Source organism: Rhodococcus sp. DMF-1 (assembly GCF_021441945.1).
Taxonomy (GTDB): Bacteria; Actinomycetota; Actinomycetes; order Mycobacteriales; family Mycobacteriaceae; genus Rhodococcus; species Rhodococcus ruber.
Genome location: NZ_CP090442.1, coordinates 1,081,726 through 1,099,837 on the forward strand (window position 1 = coordinate 1,081,726; position 18,112 = coordinate 1,099,837).

The 18,112-nt window shown below is 70.6% G+C and carries 17 protein-coding genes and 1 pseudogene; 11 read left to right on the forward strand and 7 right to left on the reverse strand.

Annotated elements, in window-relative coordinates:
• Window positions 1-135: 135 nt before the first annotated feature.
• Complete coding sequence (locus LZP97_RS05035) at window positions 136-1,488, forward strand: ammonium transporter (RefSeq protein ID WP_010592828.1); 1,353 nt, start codon at window positions 136-138, stop codon at window positions 1,486-1,488.
• Window positions 1,489-1,654: 166 nt separating this feature from the next.
• Here LZP97_RS05035 and LZP97_RS05040 read toward each other — a convergent pair whose 3' ends face one another.
• The 5 genes from LZP97_RS05040 to glnT form a co-directional block, all read right to left on the reverse strand.
• On the reverse strand, window positions 1,655-2,302 hold the full coding sequence (locus tag LZP97_RS05040; protein ID WP_010592827.1) for a helix-turn-helix domain-containing protein: 648 nt from the start codon (window positions 2,300-2,302) through the stop codon (window positions 1,655-1,657).
• Between the two features lie 134 nt (window positions 2,303-2,436).
• A complete protein-coding gene (locus tag LZP97_RS05045; RefSeq protein ID WP_006937284.1) occupies window positions 2,437-3,762 on the reverse strand; it encodes an FMN-binding glutamate synthase family protein in 1,326 nt (441 codons plus the stop codon).
• Between the two features lie 34 nt (window positions 3,763-3,796).
• Window positions 3,797-4,483: a protein glxC gene (locus LZP97_RS05050; RefSeq protein ID WP_029539893.1), complete on the reverse strand. Its 687-nt coding sequence runs from the start codon at window positions 4,481-4,483 to the stop codon at window positions 3,797-3,799.
• Window positions 4,484-4,584: 101 nt separating this feature from the next.
• The gene (locus tag LZP97_RS05055) at window positions 4,585-5,472 is read right to left on the reverse strand and encodes a glutamine amidotransferase (protein ID WP_040271706.1); all 888 of its coding nucleotides are present in this window, start codon (window positions 5,470-5,472) and stop codon (window positions 4,585-4,587) included.
• Window positions 5,473-5,528: 56 nt separating this feature from the next.
• Window positions 5,529-6,905 (reverse strand): type III glutamate--ammonia ligase, encoded by a 1,377-nt coding sequence (gene glnT / locus LZP97_RS05060; protein WP_010592825.1) that lies wholly within the window; start codon window positions 6,903-6,905, stop codon window positions 5,529-5,531.
• Window positions 6,906-7,206: 301 nt separating this feature from the next.
• On the opposite strand from glnT, the gene LZP97_RS05065 reads away from it, so the two are divergent.
• The 8 genes from LZP97_RS05065 (at window position 7,207) to LZP97_RS05100 (ending at window position 13,460) form a co-directional block, all read left to right on the forward strand.
• A complete protein-coding gene (locus LZP97_RS05065; RefSeq protein WP_006937276.1) occupies window positions 7,207-7,584 on the forward strand; it encodes a cupin domain-containing protein in 378 nt (125 codons plus the stop codon).
• A 10-nt stretch (window positions 7,585-7,594) separates the two neighbouring features.
• Window positions 7,595-8,107 carry a 50S ribosomal protein L32 gene (locus tag LZP97_RS05070; protein ID WP_225222742.1) on the forward strand — a complete coding sequence of 171 codons (513 nt, stop codon included), beginning with the start codon at window positions 7,595-7,597 and terminating at the stop codon, window positions 8,105-8,107.
• The gene (locus tag LZP97_RS05075) at window positions 8,107-9,102 is read left to right on the forward strand and encodes a PDR/VanB family oxidoreductase (protein ID WP_040271710.1); all 996 of its coding nucleotides are present in this window, start codon (window positions 8,107-8,109) and stop codon (window positions 9,100-9,102) included. Before LZP97_RS05070 ends, LZP97_RS05075 begins: the two co-directional genes overlap by 1 nt.
• Window positions 9,099-10,106 carry a heme-dependent oxidative N-demethylase family protein gene (locus LZP97_RS05080; protein ID WP_017680509.1) on the forward strand — a complete coding sequence of 336 codons (1,008 nt, stop codon included), beginning with the start codon at window positions 9,099-9,101 and terminating at the stop codon, window positions 10,104-10,106. The genes LZP97_RS05075 and LZP97_RS05080 overlap by 4 nt, the downstream gene beginning before the upstream one ends.
• Window positions 10,103-10,579: a dimethylamine monooxygenase subunit DmmA family protein gene (locus LZP97_RS05085; RefSeq protein WP_010592822.1), complete on the forward strand. Its 477-nt coding sequence runs from the start codon at window positions 10,103-10,105 to the stop codon at window positions 10,577-10,579. The genes LZP97_RS05080 and LZP97_RS05085 overlap by 4 nt, the downstream gene beginning before the upstream one ends.
• A gap of 24 nt (window positions 10,580-10,603) precedes the next feature.
• Window positions 10,604-11,611, forward strand: a complete 1,008-nt coding sequence (locus tag LZP97_RS05090; protein ID WP_010592821.1) for a heme-dependent oxidative N-demethylase family protein — start codon at window positions 10,604-10,606, stop codon at window positions 11,609-11,611.
• Between the two features lie 70 nt (window positions 11,612-11,681).
• The gene (locus LZP97_RS05095) at window positions 11,682-12,842 is read left to right on the forward strand and encodes a lycopene cyclase family protein (RefSeq protein WP_017680510.1); all 1,161 of its coding nucleotides are present in this window, start codon (window positions 11,682-11,684) and stop codon (window positions 12,840-12,842) included.
• Window positions 12,843-13,220: 378 nt separating this feature from the next.
• On the forward strand, window positions 13,221-13,460 hold the full coding sequence (locus LZP97_RS05100; RefSeq protein WP_017680511.1) for a WhiB family transcriptional regulator: 240 nt from the start codon (window positions 13,221-13,223) through the stop codon (window positions 13,458-13,460).
• A 41-nt stretch (window positions 13,461-13,501) separates the two neighbouring features.
• Here the strand turns inward: LZP97_RS05100 and LZP97_RS05105 are convergent.
• A pseudogene (locus tag LZP97_RS05105) lies at window positions 13,502-15,512 on the reverse strand (SpoIIE family protein phosphatase).
• 97 nt (window positions 15,513-15,609) lie between these two features.
• Window positions 15,610-16,800, reverse strand: a complete 1,191-nt coding sequence (locus tag LZP97_RS05110; RefSeq protein ID WP_010592818.1) for an NAD(P)/FAD-dependent oxidoreductase — start codon at window positions 16,798-16,800, stop codon at window positions 15,610-15,612.
• Window positions 16,801-16,949: 149 nt separating this feature from the next.
• Here LZP97_RS05110 and LZP97_RS05115 point away from each other — a divergent pair, with 149 nt between their 5' ends.
• Window positions 16,950-17,564: a GNAT family N-acetyltransferase gene (locus tag LZP97_RS05115; protein ID WP_040271714.1), complete on the forward strand. Its 615-nt coding sequence runs from the start codon at window positions 16,950-16,952 to the stop codon at window positions 17,562-17,564.
• A 125-nt stretch (window positions 17,565-17,689) separates the two neighbouring features.
• The gene (locus LZP97_RS05120) at window positions 17,690-18,106 is read left to right on the forward strand and encodes a toxin-antitoxin system YwqK family antitoxin (RefSeq protein ID WP_017680513.1); all 417 of its coding nucleotides are present in this window, start codon (window positions 17,690-17,692) and stop codon (window positions 18,104-18,106) included.
• The last annotated feature ends 6 nt before the right edge of the window (window positions 18,107-18,112 follow it).

Sequence of the window (18,112 nt, forward strand, 5' to 3'; positions counted from 1 at the left end):
ACACGAAGTTCACCGGCGGCTCCCACGCACATTACACAGCGAGTTCACTCTCAGGTGACGGTGATTAACAACATAAGACAGTCACCGCGACACGGACGAGGGGCGATCCCTCGGGACTGGACAAGGTGGACACCTATGGAAGAGGCAATCGCTGCCGCCGATACCGCCTGGATTCTCGCGGCCTTCACGGCGGTCTCGCTGATGGTTCCCGGGCTCGCGCTGTTCTACGGCGGCATGGTGAGCGTCCGCAGCACGCTCAACATGATCATGATGACGTTCGCAGGATTCGCACTGGTCGGAGTCCTGTGGGTGCTGTTCGGCTACTCGGCCGTGCTCGGAGACTCGCTCGGCGGTGCCGGACTGCTCGGCAACCCCCTCGAGTATCTCGGGCTCGGCCAGCTGCTCGCGGCGCCGGCCGAACCGGGGCTGCCCCCGGCCCTGATAGCAGGATTCCAGCTGCTGTTCGCAGGCATCACCGTCGCCCTCGTGTGCGGCGCCCTTGCGGACCGCATGAAATTCTCGGCCTGGATGGTGTTCGCCGGGCTGTGGGCAGTGCTGGTGTACTTCCCCGTCGCGCACTGGGTGTTCGCGTTCGACTCGGAGGACGGGTCCGTCGTCGGCGGTTGGATCGCCAACACCCTCGGCGCGGTCGACTTCGCCGGCGGCACCGCCGTGCACATCAACGCCGGCATCGCGGCTCTCGCGGTGATCCTCGTGCTCGGCAAGCGCCGATCGTTCCTCAATCCGCCTCGGCCGCACAGCCTTCCGCTGACCGTTCTCGGTGCCGGCATCCTGTTCTTCGGCTGGTTCGGCTTCAACGGCGGTTCCGCGCTCGCCGCGAACAACAGCGCCTCCGTCGTGGTGCTCAACACCCTCGCCGCGGCGTGTGCCGGCATCTGTGGCTGGCTGATCGTCGAAAGGCTGCGGGAGGGCCACGCCACCACACTCGGTGCGGCGTCCGGCCTCATCGCCGCCCTCGTCGCGATCACCCCGGCCTGTGGTGCCGTCTCGCCGATCGGCGCGCTCGTCGTCGGCGCCCTGGCCGGCGCGTTGTGCTGCTTCGCGATCTCGTTGAAGTTCCGCCTGGGCTACGACGACGCGCTCGACGTCGTGGGCATCCACCTCGTCGGCGGTGTCCTGGGTACGATTCTCATCGGATTCCTGGCCGTGCCGGCGGCGCCGAGCGGTGCCACCGGGCTCTTCTACGGCGGCGGATTCGGTCTGCTGGGCACCCAGACCGTCGCCGTGCTCGCGGTGCTGGCCTATTCCTTCGCGGTCACCTGGATCATCGCCAAGGGTCTGGACCTGGTCATGGGCCTGCGCGTCGACCCGGAGACCGAATACGAAGGCCTCGACGTCGTCGTGCACGGCGAAACCGCGTACGTGCTCGACGCGGTGGGCTTCACCGGCACGTCCCGTACGGAGGCGGCGTCGGTCGCGGAGGCGGCGACGGCACTCACGTCCAAGGCGGCAGCCGAGAAGCTCTGACCGAGGACCGACAACGGGTGAGGCCCCCGCTACGGCGGGGGCCTCGTTCGTCGTCGAGCGGGAGATTCTCGCGACGAGGGGGCGGTTACCGCTGCCTGCACCCGCGATGCACCGCGGCGGTGTCCCTCTCGACGCGGAAACCCCCCGCTCGTGGTGGAGAGCGGGATCAGTCCTGGTGTTTGTCCGGGTACGCGGTGACCGCGAGGAACCGGATGGGCAGGGTGACGAGCTCGTTCGGCCCGTGGATGCCCTCGCCGTCGAGCAGCAGGGCGTCGCCGGGTTGGAGCCGGTACTCGGATTCGCCGTGCCCGTAGACCATCTCGCCCTCGAGCATGTAGAGCAGCTCGGTCCCCGGATGCTGGAACAGCGGGAAGACCTCGCTCGCGTCGGTGAGCGTCACCAGCACGGGCTCGAGCCGCTTGTGCTGGCCCCGCAGCGTGCCGAGCAACTCGTAGTGGTGTCCGACGCGGGTGCCGCGGCCGACGATCTCCGCGCCCTGGCCGGCCCTGACGAACACCGCCTCGCGCTGCGCGTCGGCGCCGCGGAACAGCGACGTCACCGGTACGTCGAGACCTGCGGCCAGGCGGGCGAGGGTCGAGAGGCTGCACGACGTCTGGGCGTTCTCGATCTTCGACAGCATCGCCTTGGAGATGCCCACCTTCGCGGCCATGTCGCCCACGGAGAGCCCGCTGGCGATCCGCAACTTGCGGACCTCCTGTGCGATGGCGCGTTCCAGGTCCACCCCGGTCGGGGTGTCCCGCGGGACCTCCCGGCCCGGCGCGTCGTACAGTACGGGGCGCTCGGGGCTGCTCATGTCCTCACTGTACGTGCTGTTTCCCGACAGTGGACGATCGTGCGAGGGGCAGGCACACGGAACGAGCGAATGTGCCTTACCGTCGGACAGGCCGACGGTAAGGCACATTCGCTCGGTGGAAGGCGGGCAGCGGCTCAGAAGCCCTGGCCGGGCACCCAGTTGGTGCCGGCCAGTGGCACCCGCGCCATGGCGGCCGACTCGATGGTCAGGGCCACGAGGTCCTGCGGCTCGAGGTTGCGCAGGTGCGACTTGCCGCAGGCGCGTGCGATGGTCTGGGCCTCCATGGTGAGCACGCGCAGGTAGTTCGCGAGGCGGCGGCCGCCCTCGACCGGATCGAACCGGGCCTGCAGGTCCGGATCCTGCGTGGTGATGCCGGCGGGGTCCTTGCCGTCCTGGAAGTCGTCGTAGAACCCGGCGGCCGAGCCGAGCTTCTCGTACTCCGCCTGGTACCGGGGGTTGTTGTCGCCCAACGCGATCAGCGCCGCGGTGCCGATGGCGACGGCGTCCGCGCCGAGGGCCATGGCCTTGGCGACGTCGGCGCCGGACCGGATGCCGCCGGAGACGACGAGCTGCACGCCACCGGGGGTGCGGTGCATTCCCATCTCCTGCAGCGCCTGCACGGCCTGGGGGATCGCGGCGAGGGTGGGAATGCCGACGTGCTCGATGAACACGTCCTGCGTGGCGGCCGTGCCACCCTGCATGCCGTCGACCACGACGACGTCGGCCCCGGCCTTCACGGCGAGCTTGACGTCGTAGTAGGTGCGGGTCGCGCCGACCTTGACGTAGATCGGCTTCTCCCACCCGGTGATCTCGCGCAGTTCGATGATCTTGACGGCGAGGTCGTCCGGGCCGGTCCAGTCGGGGTGCCGGCACGCGCTGCGCTGGTCGATACCGACGGGCAGGGTGCGCATTCCGGCGACGCGCTCGGTGATCTTCTGCCCGAGCAGCATGCCGCCGCCGCCGGGCTTGGCGCCCTGGCCGAGGACGACCTCGATCGCGTCGGCCTTGCGCAGGTCGTCGGGGTTCATCCCGTAGCGCGACGGCAGGTACTGGTAGACGAGGTGCTTGGACTGACCGCGTTCCTCCGGCGTCATGCCGCCGTCGCCGGTGGTGGTGGACGTGCCGACCTCGCTGGCGCCGCGCCCGAGAGCCTCCTTCGCCCGCCCGGACAGCGCCCCGAAGCTCATGCCGGCGATGGTGACCGGGATGTCGAGGTGCAGCGGGTACTTCGCGTGCCGGTCGCCGAGGACCACGTCGGTCTCGCACTTCTCGCGGTAACCCTCGAGCGGGTACCGCGACATCGACGCGCCGAGGAACAGCAGGTCGTCGAAGTGCGGAAGCTTGCGCTTGGCGCCCCATCCGCGGATGTCGTAGATGCCGGTCTCGGCGGCACGCTGGATCTCGTGGATGACGTTGCGGTCGAAGGTGGCCGACTCACGAAGTCCGGGCTGGAAGGTCATGGGAGTCTCCTGGGATGCGGTGCGGGCGGTGCGATCAGTACGCCGAGGCGTTGTCGACGTGGAAGTGGTAGAGCCCGCGGGCGGAGCCGTAGCGGGTGAACTCGGCGGGGTCGGCGTCGAAGCCGGCCGCCCGGAGGAGTTCGCGCAGTTCCTCGAGGTGCTCGGGCCGCATCTCCTTCTTGACGCAGTCCGCACCGAGGGAGGCGACGGTGCCGCGGACGTAGATGCGCGCCTCGTACAACGAATCGCCGAGGGCCTCGCCGGCGTCGCCGAGGACGACGAGCCGTCCGGCCTGTCCCATGAAGGCGCTCATGTGGCCGATGCTGCCGCCGACGACGATGTCGACGCCCTTCATGGAGATGCCGCAGCGGGCGGCGGCATTGCCCTCGATCACCAGCAGCCCGCCGTGGGCCGTGGCGCCGGCGGACTGGGAGGCGTCCCCGGTGACGCGCACGGTGCCCGACATCATGTTCTCGGCGACCCCGACCCCGGCGTTGCCCGCGACGGTGACGGTCGCATGCTTGTTCATCCCGGCGGCGTAGTAGCCGACGTGGCCTTCGATGCGCACGTCGATCGGCCGGTCGAGCCCGCACGCGAGGGCGTGCTTGCCCTGGGGATTGGTCACGGTCACCGCGGCCGGGGCTTCGGTGGCCTGCAGTGCGGCGTTGAGTTCGCGCGTGGTGGTGACGTCGAGGTCGTACGTCGTGCCGGCGGGAAGCATGTCGGCGGGAAGCGTGTCGGTGGGCAGGGTCTCGGAAGGCAGGGTCTCGGCAGGCATGGTCGTCTCCGGCGTCGAAGAGATGGGGGAAGCGTCGGTGCTGGTCAGCGGTGCCATACGTAGACCCGCTCCGGCTCGGGCTCGAAGATGTGAGCGTCCGCGATGCCGGGCAGGCCGGCGAGGGCCCGGAACTCGGAGGCCATCGCGACGTACGCGTCGGTCTCGGCGACGATCGCCGGCTTGCAGGCGATCGGGTCGCGTACGACGGCGAACGAGTCGGACGTCGACACGAGGAGGGTGTAGAACCCGTCGAAGCGCTCCCCGAGCAAACGCAGGGCCTTCTCCAGGTCGGCGCCCTCGGCGAGGTGCTTGGCGACGAACCGTGCCCCGACCTCGGTGTCGTTCTCGCTGTCGAATGCCACACCCTCGGCCTCGAGTTCGCGCTTGACCGACAGGTGGTTGGAGAACGAGCCGTTGTGCACCAGGCACTGGTCCGGGCCGACGGCGAACGGGTGCGAGCCGGCGGCGGTGACGGCCGATTCGGTGGCCATGCGGGTGTGGCCGACGCCCTGCCAGCCGGAGGCGGCCGGGATCCCGAAGCGCTCGGCCAGCGCCACCGGATCGCCCATGCCCTTGAGGACGGTCACGTCGTCGCCGAAGCCGATGATCGTTGCACCGAGGTCGACGGCGCGGACGGTGTCGGCGAGCAACTGGGCCGGGACCGGCGCGTGGAGCACGGTGGTGGGGGCCAGGTCGATCGCGGTCACGGTCACGCCGAGTGCGGCACCGGCGGTGGCGGCGACGTCCGGGGCGGCGCCGAGCAGGGACACCGACGCGTGGCCGGCGGGGGAGAAGGTGGGGTCGCCGTAGAGGGCGACTCCGGCCGAATCCGGTCCCCGGTCGACCATCTGGCCGAGCATGCCGGTCAGCAGGCCACCCAGCCGGGGGGCGAGGGAGGCGTCACGCAGGTGAAGCCCGACGATTCCGCACATGGGTCGTCTCTCCTTTACAGGTCGTCGTTCGCGGTGGCCCGTTCGGACCGAACGGGTCAGAAGGCGGTCAGGTAGCTGTCGATCTCCCACGAGGTCACGGTGTTGTGCCAGTGGAAGAACTCCTCCCGCTTGAGGGAGGCGAAGTACTCGGCGACGCCCGGGCCGGCGGCGTCGAGGGCGCCGGTGACGACGGGGTCGGCGGTGAGCGCGTCCATCGCGTGCAGCAGGGTCATCGGCAGCGTCTCCGAGTTCGGGGTGCCGCCGGGTGCGCCGGGATCGAGCTTGCGGTCGATGCCGTCGAGGCCCGCCGCGACGGTCGCGGCGGCAGCGAGGTACGGGTTGGCGGAGCCGTCCCCGCCGCGCAGCTCGACGCGGTTGCCGTCCGGAACGCGGAGGTAGTGGGTGCGGTCGTTGCCGCCGTAGGTGGCGTGCCGCGGCGACCACGTCGCGCCGGAGCTGGTCGCGGTGGCGCCGGTCCGCTTGTAGGAGTTGACGGTCGGGGCGATCACGCCCTGCAGGGCGCAGGCATGGTCGAGGATGCCGGCGATGAACGCGTAGGCGGTCTCGGACAGGCCGAGACCGCGGGGGTCCTCGGCGTCGGGGAAGGCGGAGCCGTCCTCCCGCCACAGCGACAGGTGCATGTGCATGCCCGAGCCGGTGCGGTCGGCGAACGGCTTGGGCATGAAGGTCGCGGTCATGCCGCGCTGCTCGGCGAGCACCGAGATCAGGTAGCGCAGGGTGACGACGCGGTCGGCGGTGGTCATCGCGTCGGCGTACTGGAAGTTCTGCTCGAACTGCCCGTTGCCGTCCTCGTGGTCGTTGGCGTAGTTGCCCCAGCCGAGGGAGTTCATCGCCGCGGAGATCGAGGTCAGGTGCTCGTACATGCGGGTGACGTCACGGGCGTCGTAGCAGGGCTGCCGGGAGGTGTCGAGCACGTCGGCGGTGCGCAGCGTCCCGTCCTCGTCGCGCTGGACGAGGAAGTACTCGATCTCGGCGCCGACCTTGACGGACAGGCCCCGTTCGGCCGCCTTGCCGAGAACCTCCTTCAGGATCACCCGCGGGGCGTAGGGCCAGGGCTTGCCCTCGACGTGGGGATCACAGTGCACCAGCGCAAGGCCCGGGCGCACGAACGGGATCGGCGTGAAGGAGGTGGGATCCGGGATAGCGACGAGGTCGGGATCCCTGGGGACCTGACCCATGGCTCCGGCGGCGTAGCCCGCGAAGCCGACCCCGTCGGACTGCAGCTCGTCGACCGCCTCGACCGGGACGAGCTTGGCGCAGGGCTTGCCGGCGAGGTTAGTGAACACCGCGAGGATGAAGCGGGTGTCGGTGGCGCGGGCGAGTGCGGCGAGATCGGCGGAGCCGGCGGCATCGGCGGGGGCGTCCGTGGAGGGCAGACGCATCACGGGGAGGTCGGTGGCTTCGAGCGTCATGGGGACTCCTGGGGTTCGGCTGCGAAGTTTCATAAGGTGAATCGCTGTCGAATGCAATGAAACATAGCATGCATGACGGGCGTGTTACGCCGCCGTGAGTTTGTGGTGACGGTCCGACTCGGCCCGTGCCGCTCGGGGGAGAAACGAATGTTCCTGACGCTGAGAGGATTCGGTTACACGCGTTAACGCGTCGGCAACCGTCGGTGCGTTTCATCTCATTACTGTCTGTTTCACGTCAGCGATCGACGTTCCGTCCTCCCGCCCACGGCCGGTGCAGCCGGCCTCGTTCCTAGGAGCACTCATGGCAGAAACCACCACGGTTCCCGCATTCCGCGTCACCGCCGACTTCTGGAAGACCCTGCCCCAGATGTCCACCGAGGAATTCCCGGGCACCGAGGGCTTCATCGACGACGTCTATCCCAACCCCGAGGGGTCGGAGATGGCCGCGGGCTACTTCAAGCTCGCGCACACCGACGCCCCGCTGGACTATCTGTACGAGTACGACGAGATGAAGGTCGTCCTCGAAGGGGAGTTCCGCCTGGAGAACCTGGATACCGGCCAGGTGGAGATCGCCCGCGCCAAGGACGCGATCTTCTTCCCCAAGGGCTCGCGGATCCGCTTCACCACCCCCCACGGCGCCCTGGCGTTCTACGTCGGCCAGCGCACGTTCGCGCCGTAAGGATCCGGCCATGAGCGTCTGTATGGAGACCACCAGCGTGCCGCGCTGGGACGAGGAGCGGACCGTGGCCGACGGCGGCAGGACGGTCACCGTCCTGTCGTTCGGCGACGCCGCCACCGACCACGCCCGCCGCCTGGTGACCTCCTTCGAAGGCCGGCGAGTGAGCTGGCTACGGGCGCCCGCCACCTGGGGCGACGCGGCCGCGGAGGTGCTGCAGCGCCAGCTCTCCGCGGCCCGCGTCGGCTGGCGGCTCGTGCTGGTGGGCGACGAGGCCGCCGTCCTCGCCGCCCGGGCCGTGGCCGTCGCCGCGGGGGCGCTCGACGACGAGATCCTGCCCGAGGTGCTGACCACGGACACGCGCACGGTGTACTGCGCCCACTGCCGACACACCCACGACGCCACCGCCGCGATCGGGCAGACCAGCACGTGCCCCGCGTGTTCGGCGGAACTCGTCGTGTACCACCACGTTTCGCGCCACCACGGCGCATATCTCGGCTACCAGCTCGACGCGGAGGAAAGCTGATGACCCTCGTATCCGATGCCGGAACGGCCGTCCGGCGCAGCGACGCGACCCTCGCCCTCACCGTCGCCGAGGTGGCCACCGTCGCCACCGGAGTGCGGCACGTGCGGTTCGTCGACCCCACCGGTGCGCCGCTGCCGTCGTTCACCCCGGGCAGCCACGTCGTGCTCTCCTGCGGCGCCCACGACGACGGCCGGCCCCGCCGCAACTCCTACTCCCTGACCGGTCCGGAGCTCGAACCGCAGAGCTACTCGATCTCCGTGCGGCTCGACGAGACCGGCCGGGGCGGCTCCCGCTGGATCCACGCCCTCGAGGTCGGGGACGTCGTGGAGGTCAGCAGGCCCCGAAGTGCCTTCGCGCCGATCCTCACCGCGCGTCACCACATGCTCGTGGCCGGCGGTATCGGCGTCACACCCATCCTCTCGCACGCCCGCGCCGCCGCTCAGTGGGGCCGCTCCTTCGAGGTCCACTACACCTTCCGCGAGGGCGACGGCCCGCACCTCGGCGAGTTGCGCGAACTGTGCGGAGACCGCCTGCACACCTACCACACCCCCGAAGAGTTCTGGGCCGCACTCGGCCCGGCCCTGCTCGATCAGCCGCTCGGCACCCACCTGTACGTGTGCGGGCCCTCCGGTCTCATCGACGAACTCACCCGTCGCGCCCGCGGCGCGGGCTGGCCGGACGCCCGCATCCACTACGAGCACTTCGGTGTCGGCGACCTCGAGCCCGGAACCCCGTTCACCGCGCATCTGCGCCGCACCGGGGTCGACATCGCCGTGAACTCCGGCGTGAGCCTGCTCGAAGCGCTCGAGGCGCGCGGGGTACCGGTGCCCAACCTGTGCCGGCAGGGGGTGTGCGGCGAGTGCCGGATCCCGGTGACCGGCGGCGCGATCGAGCACCGCGACCTGTACCTGACCGACGCGGAGAAGCACGCCGGCGACTGCATGATGCCGTGCGTCTCCCGCGCCGGCGGCGAGCGATTGGAGCTGGACCTGTGACTGCCGCAACCGAATTCGAGGTGCTCCCGGAACGCGTCGCGCGGTTCCCGTTCCCCTTCCCGCGGGACACCTACCGGTACAGCACCAACGTCGAGCCGGCCGGGACCCGCGCGGACACGGCGGCCGGCGGCTGGGGCGAGCACCCGGTCGACATGGACGGCTTCCTTCTCGACGACCTCGCCGAACGACGGCGCGTGCTCGACGCCGACCCGAGCCGCTTCCAGGCGCTCGGGCACATGGAGGTCGCGCAGTGGGACGCGATGCTCACCCTCATGAAGATGCTGGCCGAGGCATACCCGCAGACGTTCGCGCTCGACCGTGACGGCACCGTCCGGCGGTGGAGCAACCGCGCCCTCGACCTCGAGCAGGCGTTCGTCTACGGGCAGTCCGCCACCCTGCCCGAGCCGCCGCTGCTGTACATCGGCCGGCAGATCCAGGAGGACGTCGTGCTGCTCGATCAGCGCGACGGCGCCCTGTGGGGTGACGCGGGCCTGGTGACGTTCGCCGCGGACTGGTCGCTGCGCTTCGACGTCGGGATGAGCTTCCTGCAGATCCACGGTCCCGTGCCCCGCATCCACGCCGAAGGGGTGATCACCCGCGCCCAGTCCTTCCTCATGGGACTGCACGCCGGGCAACGGTATCGGCGCACCAACTGGACCCTCACCGTGGACCGCCGGCTCGACACGGCCACCGAGACGTATCCCGAATGGGGACGCGATCGGCGCCTGCTCGCCGAGGGCCCACTCGACGACGTCGGCCGTCGCCTACACCTGCGGGTCGAGGTGCAGCACCTGATCCGTCTCGGCGCGTCCGGCGCGATCATGTTCCTCATCCGCACCTACCTGCTGCCCTTCGAGGAGATCGCGCTGGTGCCGGAATGGGCCGACCGGCTCTACCGGGTGCTCGAGGAACTGCCCGAGGACATGGCCGACTACAAGGGCATCACGCGCACCCGCGAACCCGGTCTGAAGTGGTTGCGCGAGTTCGGAGGTGTGCGGCCGTGAAGAACTCGGGATTCGTCACCGGTGCGGTGCCCCCGATCGATCCGGGCGGGCGCATCCACCTGCTGTTCAGCCTCGGCGACTGCGCCGACGCGCGGGCCGCGGTGACGGCCTGGGCGGCGCAGGCGCTCGCCGCCGGCCGCGTCGCCACCGTGGTTCCGGACGCGAGCGCTGCGGAGGTGGCGCGGCTCGTGCGCGAGGCTCGCGCCGGTACCCGCGTGCTGATCGCCGGACCGCGGCGGGAAGCGATGGCAGCGACGGCTGCGGCGCGCACCGCCGGCCTGCTGCCGTGTGAGACGACCACCTACGTCACCGCCGCCGACGGAGTGTCGCTGTTCTGCCCGCACTGCGCCACCACCCAGTCCGTCGACGCCGCTCCCGGGGCGGTCGTCGCCTGCGGTTCGTGCGGCCTGGACCTCGAGATCCGTCCTCATCTGTCGGGACATCACGGCACCTACCTCGGCGCCGTGGCCTGACCCGCCATCCGGAAAGGAACCTTCGTGACCACCTCCGTCGCCAGCGACCTGTCCTGCCTGCCGTGGCCTTTCCCCGAGGGCGACAGGACGTTCCGTTACGCCGTGAACGTCGAACCGGCGCCGCGCCGCACCGAGACCGCCGCCGGGGCCTGGGGCGAGCACATCGTCGACCTGGGCAAGAGCCACGACGAGTACGTCGAGATGATGCGGTTGCGTCGCTCGATCGTCGAGGCCGACCCCGGGCGCGTGCAGATGCTGCCGCACATGACGCCGGCGTGCTGGGACCTGATGCTTTACTACATGCGCGACATGGCGGCCTCGTTTCCCGACGTCATGCACCTCGACGTCGAGAACGGCGGATACCGCTGGCGCAACGACCTTCTCGGAATCGATCAATGGCTCGTGCCGGGGGATTCGGGCACCCTGCCGGAGCATCCGCTGGTGTTCATCGGGTGTCAGCTGCCCGACGACGTGCTGCTGGTGACCGAGCGCGACGGGCACCTGTGGTTCGACGCGGCGCTGGTCACGTCGTCCGCCGACTGGTCCGTCAAGTTCGACATCGGCATGAGCCTGCACGAGATCCACCGGCCCGTTCCCGGCCTGACCCCGAACGGGGTGACCGACCGCGCCGAGCAGTTCATGCGGCGCCTCACCACCGAGCGGCCGTACCGGCGGGTGAACTGGACCTTCTCCGCGGTCGGTTCGCGGCGCCGGGACACCAGCCTCGAGACGATGCCCGAGTGGATGGACGACATGCCGCGGCTGATCGCCGAACGCGACTGGGGCCGCATCCAGCTGCGCATCGAACTCGAGCACCTGATCCGCCTGCCGATGACGGGGGCGCTGGTGTTCAACATCCGCACCTACATGGCACCGCTCGAGGAGATCGCGCAGGTCCCGGCGTGGGCCGAGCAACTCGCCGACATCGTCGAGGAACTGCCCGCCGAGATCGCCGCGTACAAGGGCATCGACTCCTACCGCATGCCGGCGATGGCCTGGCTGCGCGAGCGGACGCGCGCCCGGGCCGCGTAGTGGCGCACCGGATTCACCGGCGGCCGGTACGGTGACGGAGGGAGGGTCTCCGGCGAGGGGAGAAGCGAGCGTGCGAGCGTGGAGCGGACCGGTCGACGGCGGCATCGCCGTCCTGGGTGCGGGCCTGAGCGGACTGTCGCTGGCGGCCCATCTCGCCGCCGTCCCGGCGCGACCCGGCCCGGTGGTGCTCGTCGACGACGGCGCCCGCGACATCCGTGACGCCGGCTGGGCGTTCTGGTCCCGCCGGTCCGGGCTGCTCGACGCGGCCGTCTCCGCGCGGTTCGCCCGGATCCGGGTCCATGCGGGCGGACGGGCCCGCACGCTCGGCCTCGGCCGGTACCGGTACGGCGTCGTCCGCGGAGCCGACCTGGCGTCGGTGGTCGGCGAGGTTACGGACCGAGTCGACGACATCGGGCTCCGCACCGGCCGGGTGACGCAGGTGCACGACGGGGCCCGCCCGCGTGTCGCCCTGTCCGACGGCACGGAGCTGCACCCCGAGTGGGTCTTCGACGGCCGGGGCCCCGACGCCGACGACCGCGGGACGAGCCCCGATGCGTGGCTGGACTTCCGCGGGTGGCGGATCCGCACCGAAGCTCCCCTGTTCGATCCCGACGTCCCCACCCTGTTCGACTTCCGCACCGATCAGCGCCGGGCGGCGTCCTTCGTGTACGTGCTGCCCACCGATACCCGGCACGCCCTCGTCGAGCACACGAGTTTCGCGCACCCCGACGGCGGGCCCGTCGGCACCGCCGCTCACGACGAGGCGCTCCGGGAGTACCTGGCGGCCGTGCTCGGCGCGGACGAGGACACCTACGTCGTGGAGGCGGACGAGTCCGCGCGGCTGCCGTTGGCGTCGCGGCCGCCCGCGCGGCGCAGCGGCAACATCGTGCGCATCGGCGCCGCGGGCGGAATGCTCAAGGGCAGCAGCGGATATGCGTACCAGCGGATCCAGTGCGACAGTGCGGCGATCGCGCAGTCGCTCGCCCGGCACGGGCATCCCTTCGACGTGCGGCCTGCTCCGTCCCGGTTCGCCCGGTACGACCAGGGGCTGTTGCGGGCCGTCGTCGAGCGGCCCGCCGTGCTCGAGCGCGCCTTCGCGGGCCTGTTCGACCGGTCCTCCGCGGAGCCGATCCTGCGGTTCCTCGACGAGGAGTCGTCGTGGCGCGACGAGGCGGCGCTCTTCGCGTCGCTGCCCGCCGCCCCACTGCTCCGGGCGATGGCCGGCCGCTGACCGTCCCCGGCGGCTCCGCGCGACCGGACGCGGGTCCGGGTCCGAGGAGGGCACCGCCGCGTCGCCCCGCGAACAGGCGGTATGCGGGTCGGGGACCGGGCGGGCGGTCGGTCCGGCCCCCAGTTTCGTGGATCTTCGACAAATTCTCTCTTTCTGTTGGCATGAATTCCGGCGGCGTGGGGTACTCCCCGGTCCATGAGATCGACGAACCGAGACCCGGCCCTTCGCGGGGGTCGCGGCGCGTGGATCGAAGTGAACGAAAGGTCGCAGACTTTCGTCCGGTCCGCTCGCACTGCGTGCGAGCCTGCTGTCAAGGAGAGCCCCGTGCCATTGTCACCTCACCCCCTCCGGCCGACCGTCGATGTCTGGAACTGGCAGATGCAGGGCTTGTGCCGCGGTGTCGACTCCTCGGTGTTCTTCTCGCCCGACGGTGAACGGGGCCGAGCGCGTTACCAGCGGGAGTCGAAGGCCAAGGAGATGTGCCATCGGTGCCCGGTCATCGAGCAGTGCCGCGAGCACGCGCTCACGATGGGCGAACCCTACGGGGTGTGGGGTGGGATGTCGGTCGCCGAGCGGGAGAAGTACGTGCAGTCCCGGAGACGGAAGATCGCGAGCTGACGAGGATTTCGCCCGGCATCGACATTTCGTCGGTGCCGGGTTCACGTCTCCGGGTCGCCTGAGGGTTCGGCGATGCCACCCGCGGGGTGCGGCCCGGCCGTGGAGTCCGACCAGGGTGAGCACGTGGTGCGCGGTGGTGCCCGGCGGCGCCACCAGGGTCACGGCGGTGTGCTGCCCGGCCGCACGCTCACGGGCCGTCGAGAGCAACGAGACCCCGGCGGAGCCGAGATGGGTGACCTCGCTCAGATCCACTGTCACCGAGAGTGTTCCGCCGCGTGACGCCACGTCGAGGTGACCCTTGAGGATGGGGGCGGTGTCGATGTCGACATCGCCCCGCACCGCGAGGCGGCCGGGTGCGGTCTCGTCGACGGCGAAGTCGCGCGAGGACTCGGGACGGCCGACGATCGCGCCGTCGGTGAACTCGGTGACGACGCGGGCGCTCCGGGTGAGCCGGAACGTGACCGTCGCAGTCGTGCCCGTGTCGTCGCAGTCGATGCGGAGATCGTCGGCGAAGAGCCGGACCATCGTCAGTCCGCGGCCGCGGCTGTCCGTCAACCGGTGGGACTCCGGGGTTGTCGCGGGGGTCTTCCAGCGGCCCCGGTCCCGTACGCGGATCCGGAGGCAGCCGTCGGCGTCGAGAACTCCGCCGATCTCGACCGGGCTGTGCTCGGCGTCGGTGCCGGGATAGGCGTGCTCGACGACGTTGGACACCAGTTCGGAGACCGCGTGTTCGACGGCCACGGTCCCCGCATGGTCGGCCCCGATACGCACGAGCCACTGCCACAGCGCCGACCGCGCCGCCTTCGGCGCCTCCCGGTCGGCGTGCAGGTGCACGTGCAGGGGATCCGGCATCGCCGTCCGCTGAGCCGCGACGATGGTCACGTCGTCGCTGTATCCGGTTTCCCGAAGCAGGAATTCGAGGACCTCCCCGCACACCCGATCCACCGTCCGGGCGCGTGTGTCCGGGATCGGGAACGAGCGGCCGGCCACGCTCAGAGCCGCCCGCTCGGCGAGTTCGGCGGTGCTCGCCGGGGGCGGCCGGCCGGGACGCTCGATCAATCCGTCCGTGTAGAGCAGCACGACGTCGCCGGTGGCGAGGGCGTCGGTGGCGACGGGGAACGTCGAGCCGGTTCCGATCGGCGTCGCGCCCGAGGGAGGCAGGTAGCGGACCGTCCCGACCGGGCTCGCCACCAGCGGCGGGGGATGCCCGCCCGTGCAGTAGCGGACTCGGCCGCTTCCGGTGTCGAGGACGGCGACACACACCGTCGCGGTGCGGGCGCCGGGGACGTGCGCCGAGAAGGCGTCGAGCGTGGACAGGGCGCCGGCGACGTCTGCACCCGCGAGGATCTGCTGGCGCAGAACCGCCCGGAGTTGTCCCATCACGGCGGCGGCCTCGACGCCGTGCCCGACGACGTCTCCGGTGATGAGCGCGAGCTCGCCGCCGGGGAGGGCCAACGCGTCGAACCAGTCACCGCCGGCGGCCGTGTCCTCCGCGGCGACCAGGTAGGCCGCCGCCACCTCGGCTCCCGGCACGACCGGAACGGACGGCGCCAGCAGGGCCTGCTGCATCACCGTCACCGCGTCGCGGGCCTGTTCGTACTTCTCCGACATCAGCTGGGCCCGGGCCTCGGCGACGTGCCGCGCCAGGACACTGTCGGTCACGTCGGAGGCGAAGAAGAGCAGTCCGGCGACGCCGCAGCCGGGGTCGCGGCAGGGGGCGACGGTGAAGTCGAAGTAGCGCTCGCGGACCACGCCGCTGCCGTCGGTGTCGATCTGCATGCGCCATTCCTTGGCGGTCTCGGCGACGCCGGTCGCCGCCACCCGGTCGAGCAGCTCGAAGAACTGCTGACCCTCGAGTTCCGGGACGGCCTCGCGCACCGGCCGGCCCAGGAGATCGCCCCGTCCGAGCAGCGCACGGTAGGCGGCGTTGGTCGCGACGTACACGTGGTCGTGTCCCTGCCACGCTCCGAGTGCGAACGGCAGCGCCTCGAACACGCGGAGAACCGTGTCCGGCTCTCCCGTGGCCGAGAACAGATCCTCGTCGTCCGGCATGACGTGTACCTTCTCCGGTTTCCGCGCCGAAGCCTCACCTTCTGTTCTATGCCCCGCCCGGGCCTCGGTACAGCGGCGTGTCCGGCGGTTCGTTTCGTCAGCGCATCTCCCCGGCCCCGACGTACGGGTTCAGGCTGGCGAGGGGCTTGCCTTCGGCGAAGCGCGAGTACCGGAAGTCGGTGCCGTCCACGGCGGGGTCGCTGCTGATGCCGTCGAGCAGGAGGTCGGCGGCGAGCCGGCCCACGGCAGGGGAGATCTTGTAACCGTGGCCGCTGAAGCCCACGAGCAGGAACAGTCCCGGCGCCGGGGACGGGCCGATGATCGGGTTGTAGTCGGGTGTGGTGTCGTAGCATCCCGCGTACGACGAGGCGAGCCGCGGATCGGGCATGGCCGGCAGCAACCGGTCGAGCTTCGCGACGGCGGTTTCCACGAACGGGTCGTCGGCGCGATTGGCGTAGTCGTCCGGGTCCGCCCACTCCGGCGCGGAGTGATCGCTGTTGCCCACCAGCAGCTCTCCGTTGGGCTCGCGGCGGATGTACTGGAGGTTCACCAGGTCGGAGAAGGTGGGGATGTCGGGGGTGGGTTCGCCCTGGTCGACGAGCAGGAGTTGTTCCCGCTGGGCCCGGATCGGGAGGTCCACGCCGGCGGTCGCGCCGAGTGCCGGTGACCACACGCCGGTTGCGAGCACGACGGTGCCCGCGTGGATTTCGGAGCCGTCCGCGAGCCGCACCCCGTAGACCTCGCCGCCCTCGCGCTGCAGGAGGGAGGCGACGGGGGTGCCCTGGCGCACTCGCACGCCGAGGGCTCGGGCGCGGGTGCCGTAGGCCATTCCGGTCATGTAGGCGTCGCCGTGGCCGCCGAGGGGCTCGTACGCGAAGGCCGCGAAGGGATCGAGGGCTATCCCCGGTAGCAGGCGGCGGACCTCGCCGGCGTCGATCGTCTCGACGGGCACTCCGAGGGCCCGGTGCATCTCGACGTTCGCGGCGAGCGGGGCGGTGTTCTGGGGCCCGACGCCGACGACGTATCCGGTCTGCCGGAAGCCGATGTCGGCCCCGAAGATCTCCTCGGCTTCGGAGAACACCTGCACGCCGTGCCAGGCCATCGCGGCCAGCGACGGAACGCCGTAGTGGCAGCGGACGATGCCGCTGGACTTGCCGGTCATGCCGGAACACATCGTCCCGCGTTCCAGGACGAGGACATCCGTTTCGCCGCGCTCGGCGAGGGACCAGGCCGCAGCCAGGCCCTCGAGTCCGCCGCCGACGATGACGATGTTCGCGGTTTCGGTCATCGCATTTCCTCACAGCTCGCACTTCGGTTGTTTCTTACAGGGAAACAGTGTTGCATAAAACGAAACACGCGCGGTTCTCGCTGTGTGACAACGACGTAAAACCTGCTGGGCGGCAACGATGCTCCGTCGAGGCCGGTAGCCTCGTCCGCATGACCCCTGTCGTCCGCCCGGCCACCCGACGGGACATACCGGTCTTCGCCCGCACCCTCGCCGACGCGTTCTTCGACGATCCGGTGATGATGTGGATGTGGCCCGACGACGAGCGCCGGCGCCGAGGTCTGCCACGCATGTTCGCCGCCGAGGCGCAGCATCATCTGCTGTCGCACGGCGGACTCGAGCTCGCCGAGGGGCCGGACGGTTCCGCCGGAGGCGCGACCATGTGGGCGCCGCCGGGTCGCTGGAAAGCCACGGGGTGGCGGTCCGTGCTGGTCACTGCGGGGATGATCCGCGCGCTCGGGCGCCGGGCCCGCGTCGGCGCCGAGGTCGACGGCGCGCTCGACGAGGCGCATCCGGCCGAGCCGCACTGGTACCTCTCCGCCATCGGAACCGGAAACGCGGCGCGTGGCGGAGGTTTCGGGAAGGCCCTGCTGCGGTCGCGGCTGGACCGCTGTGACGCCGACGGGATGCCCGCGTATCTCGAATCGAGCAAGGAGAAGAACATCTCCTACTACGAGCGGTTCGGGTTCCGGGTCACCGGCGAGATCGCCGTCCCGAACGGAGGGCCGACCCTGTGGAAGATGTGGCGCGAACCCGTGACGCGATGAATCGGCCGATCCCTTGATATGCAAGCAGTTGCTTGCATATAGTCGGTATCTGTGAGTGATGTCTCGCGGACAGCCACAGGACCGAGCGGCGTATGCGAAGCCCCGGCCCGGGTCGGGGGCACGACGTGAGCGCGCCCCTCGAGCGCCCGAACGCCGTGGACGGTCACGGCCGCAAGACCGGCGAATGGGCGGAGCCCGACCCGCACGGCGGGCTGATGGTGGGCACCTACGTCGACGGCGAGCGTCACGGAACGTGGCGGCACTTCTCCGCCGGTGGGGCGCTACGTTCCGAGGGTGGTTACGACCGCGGCGTCCTGCACGGTCCCTGGACCTGGTACCGCGCCACCGGTGGTCTGCTGCAGCGCGGCGGGTTCGCCCACGGTGACAAGCACGGCTACTGGGAACGCTGGACGGCGGCGGGGACACTCGTCGACAGCGGACACTGGGAGCACGGCAGGAAGACCGGTGAGTGGACCTACTACGACACCGACGGGAGCATCAGGAAGACGACCACCCACCGGCCGAGGCCGCCGCGCGGGTGACCGAAC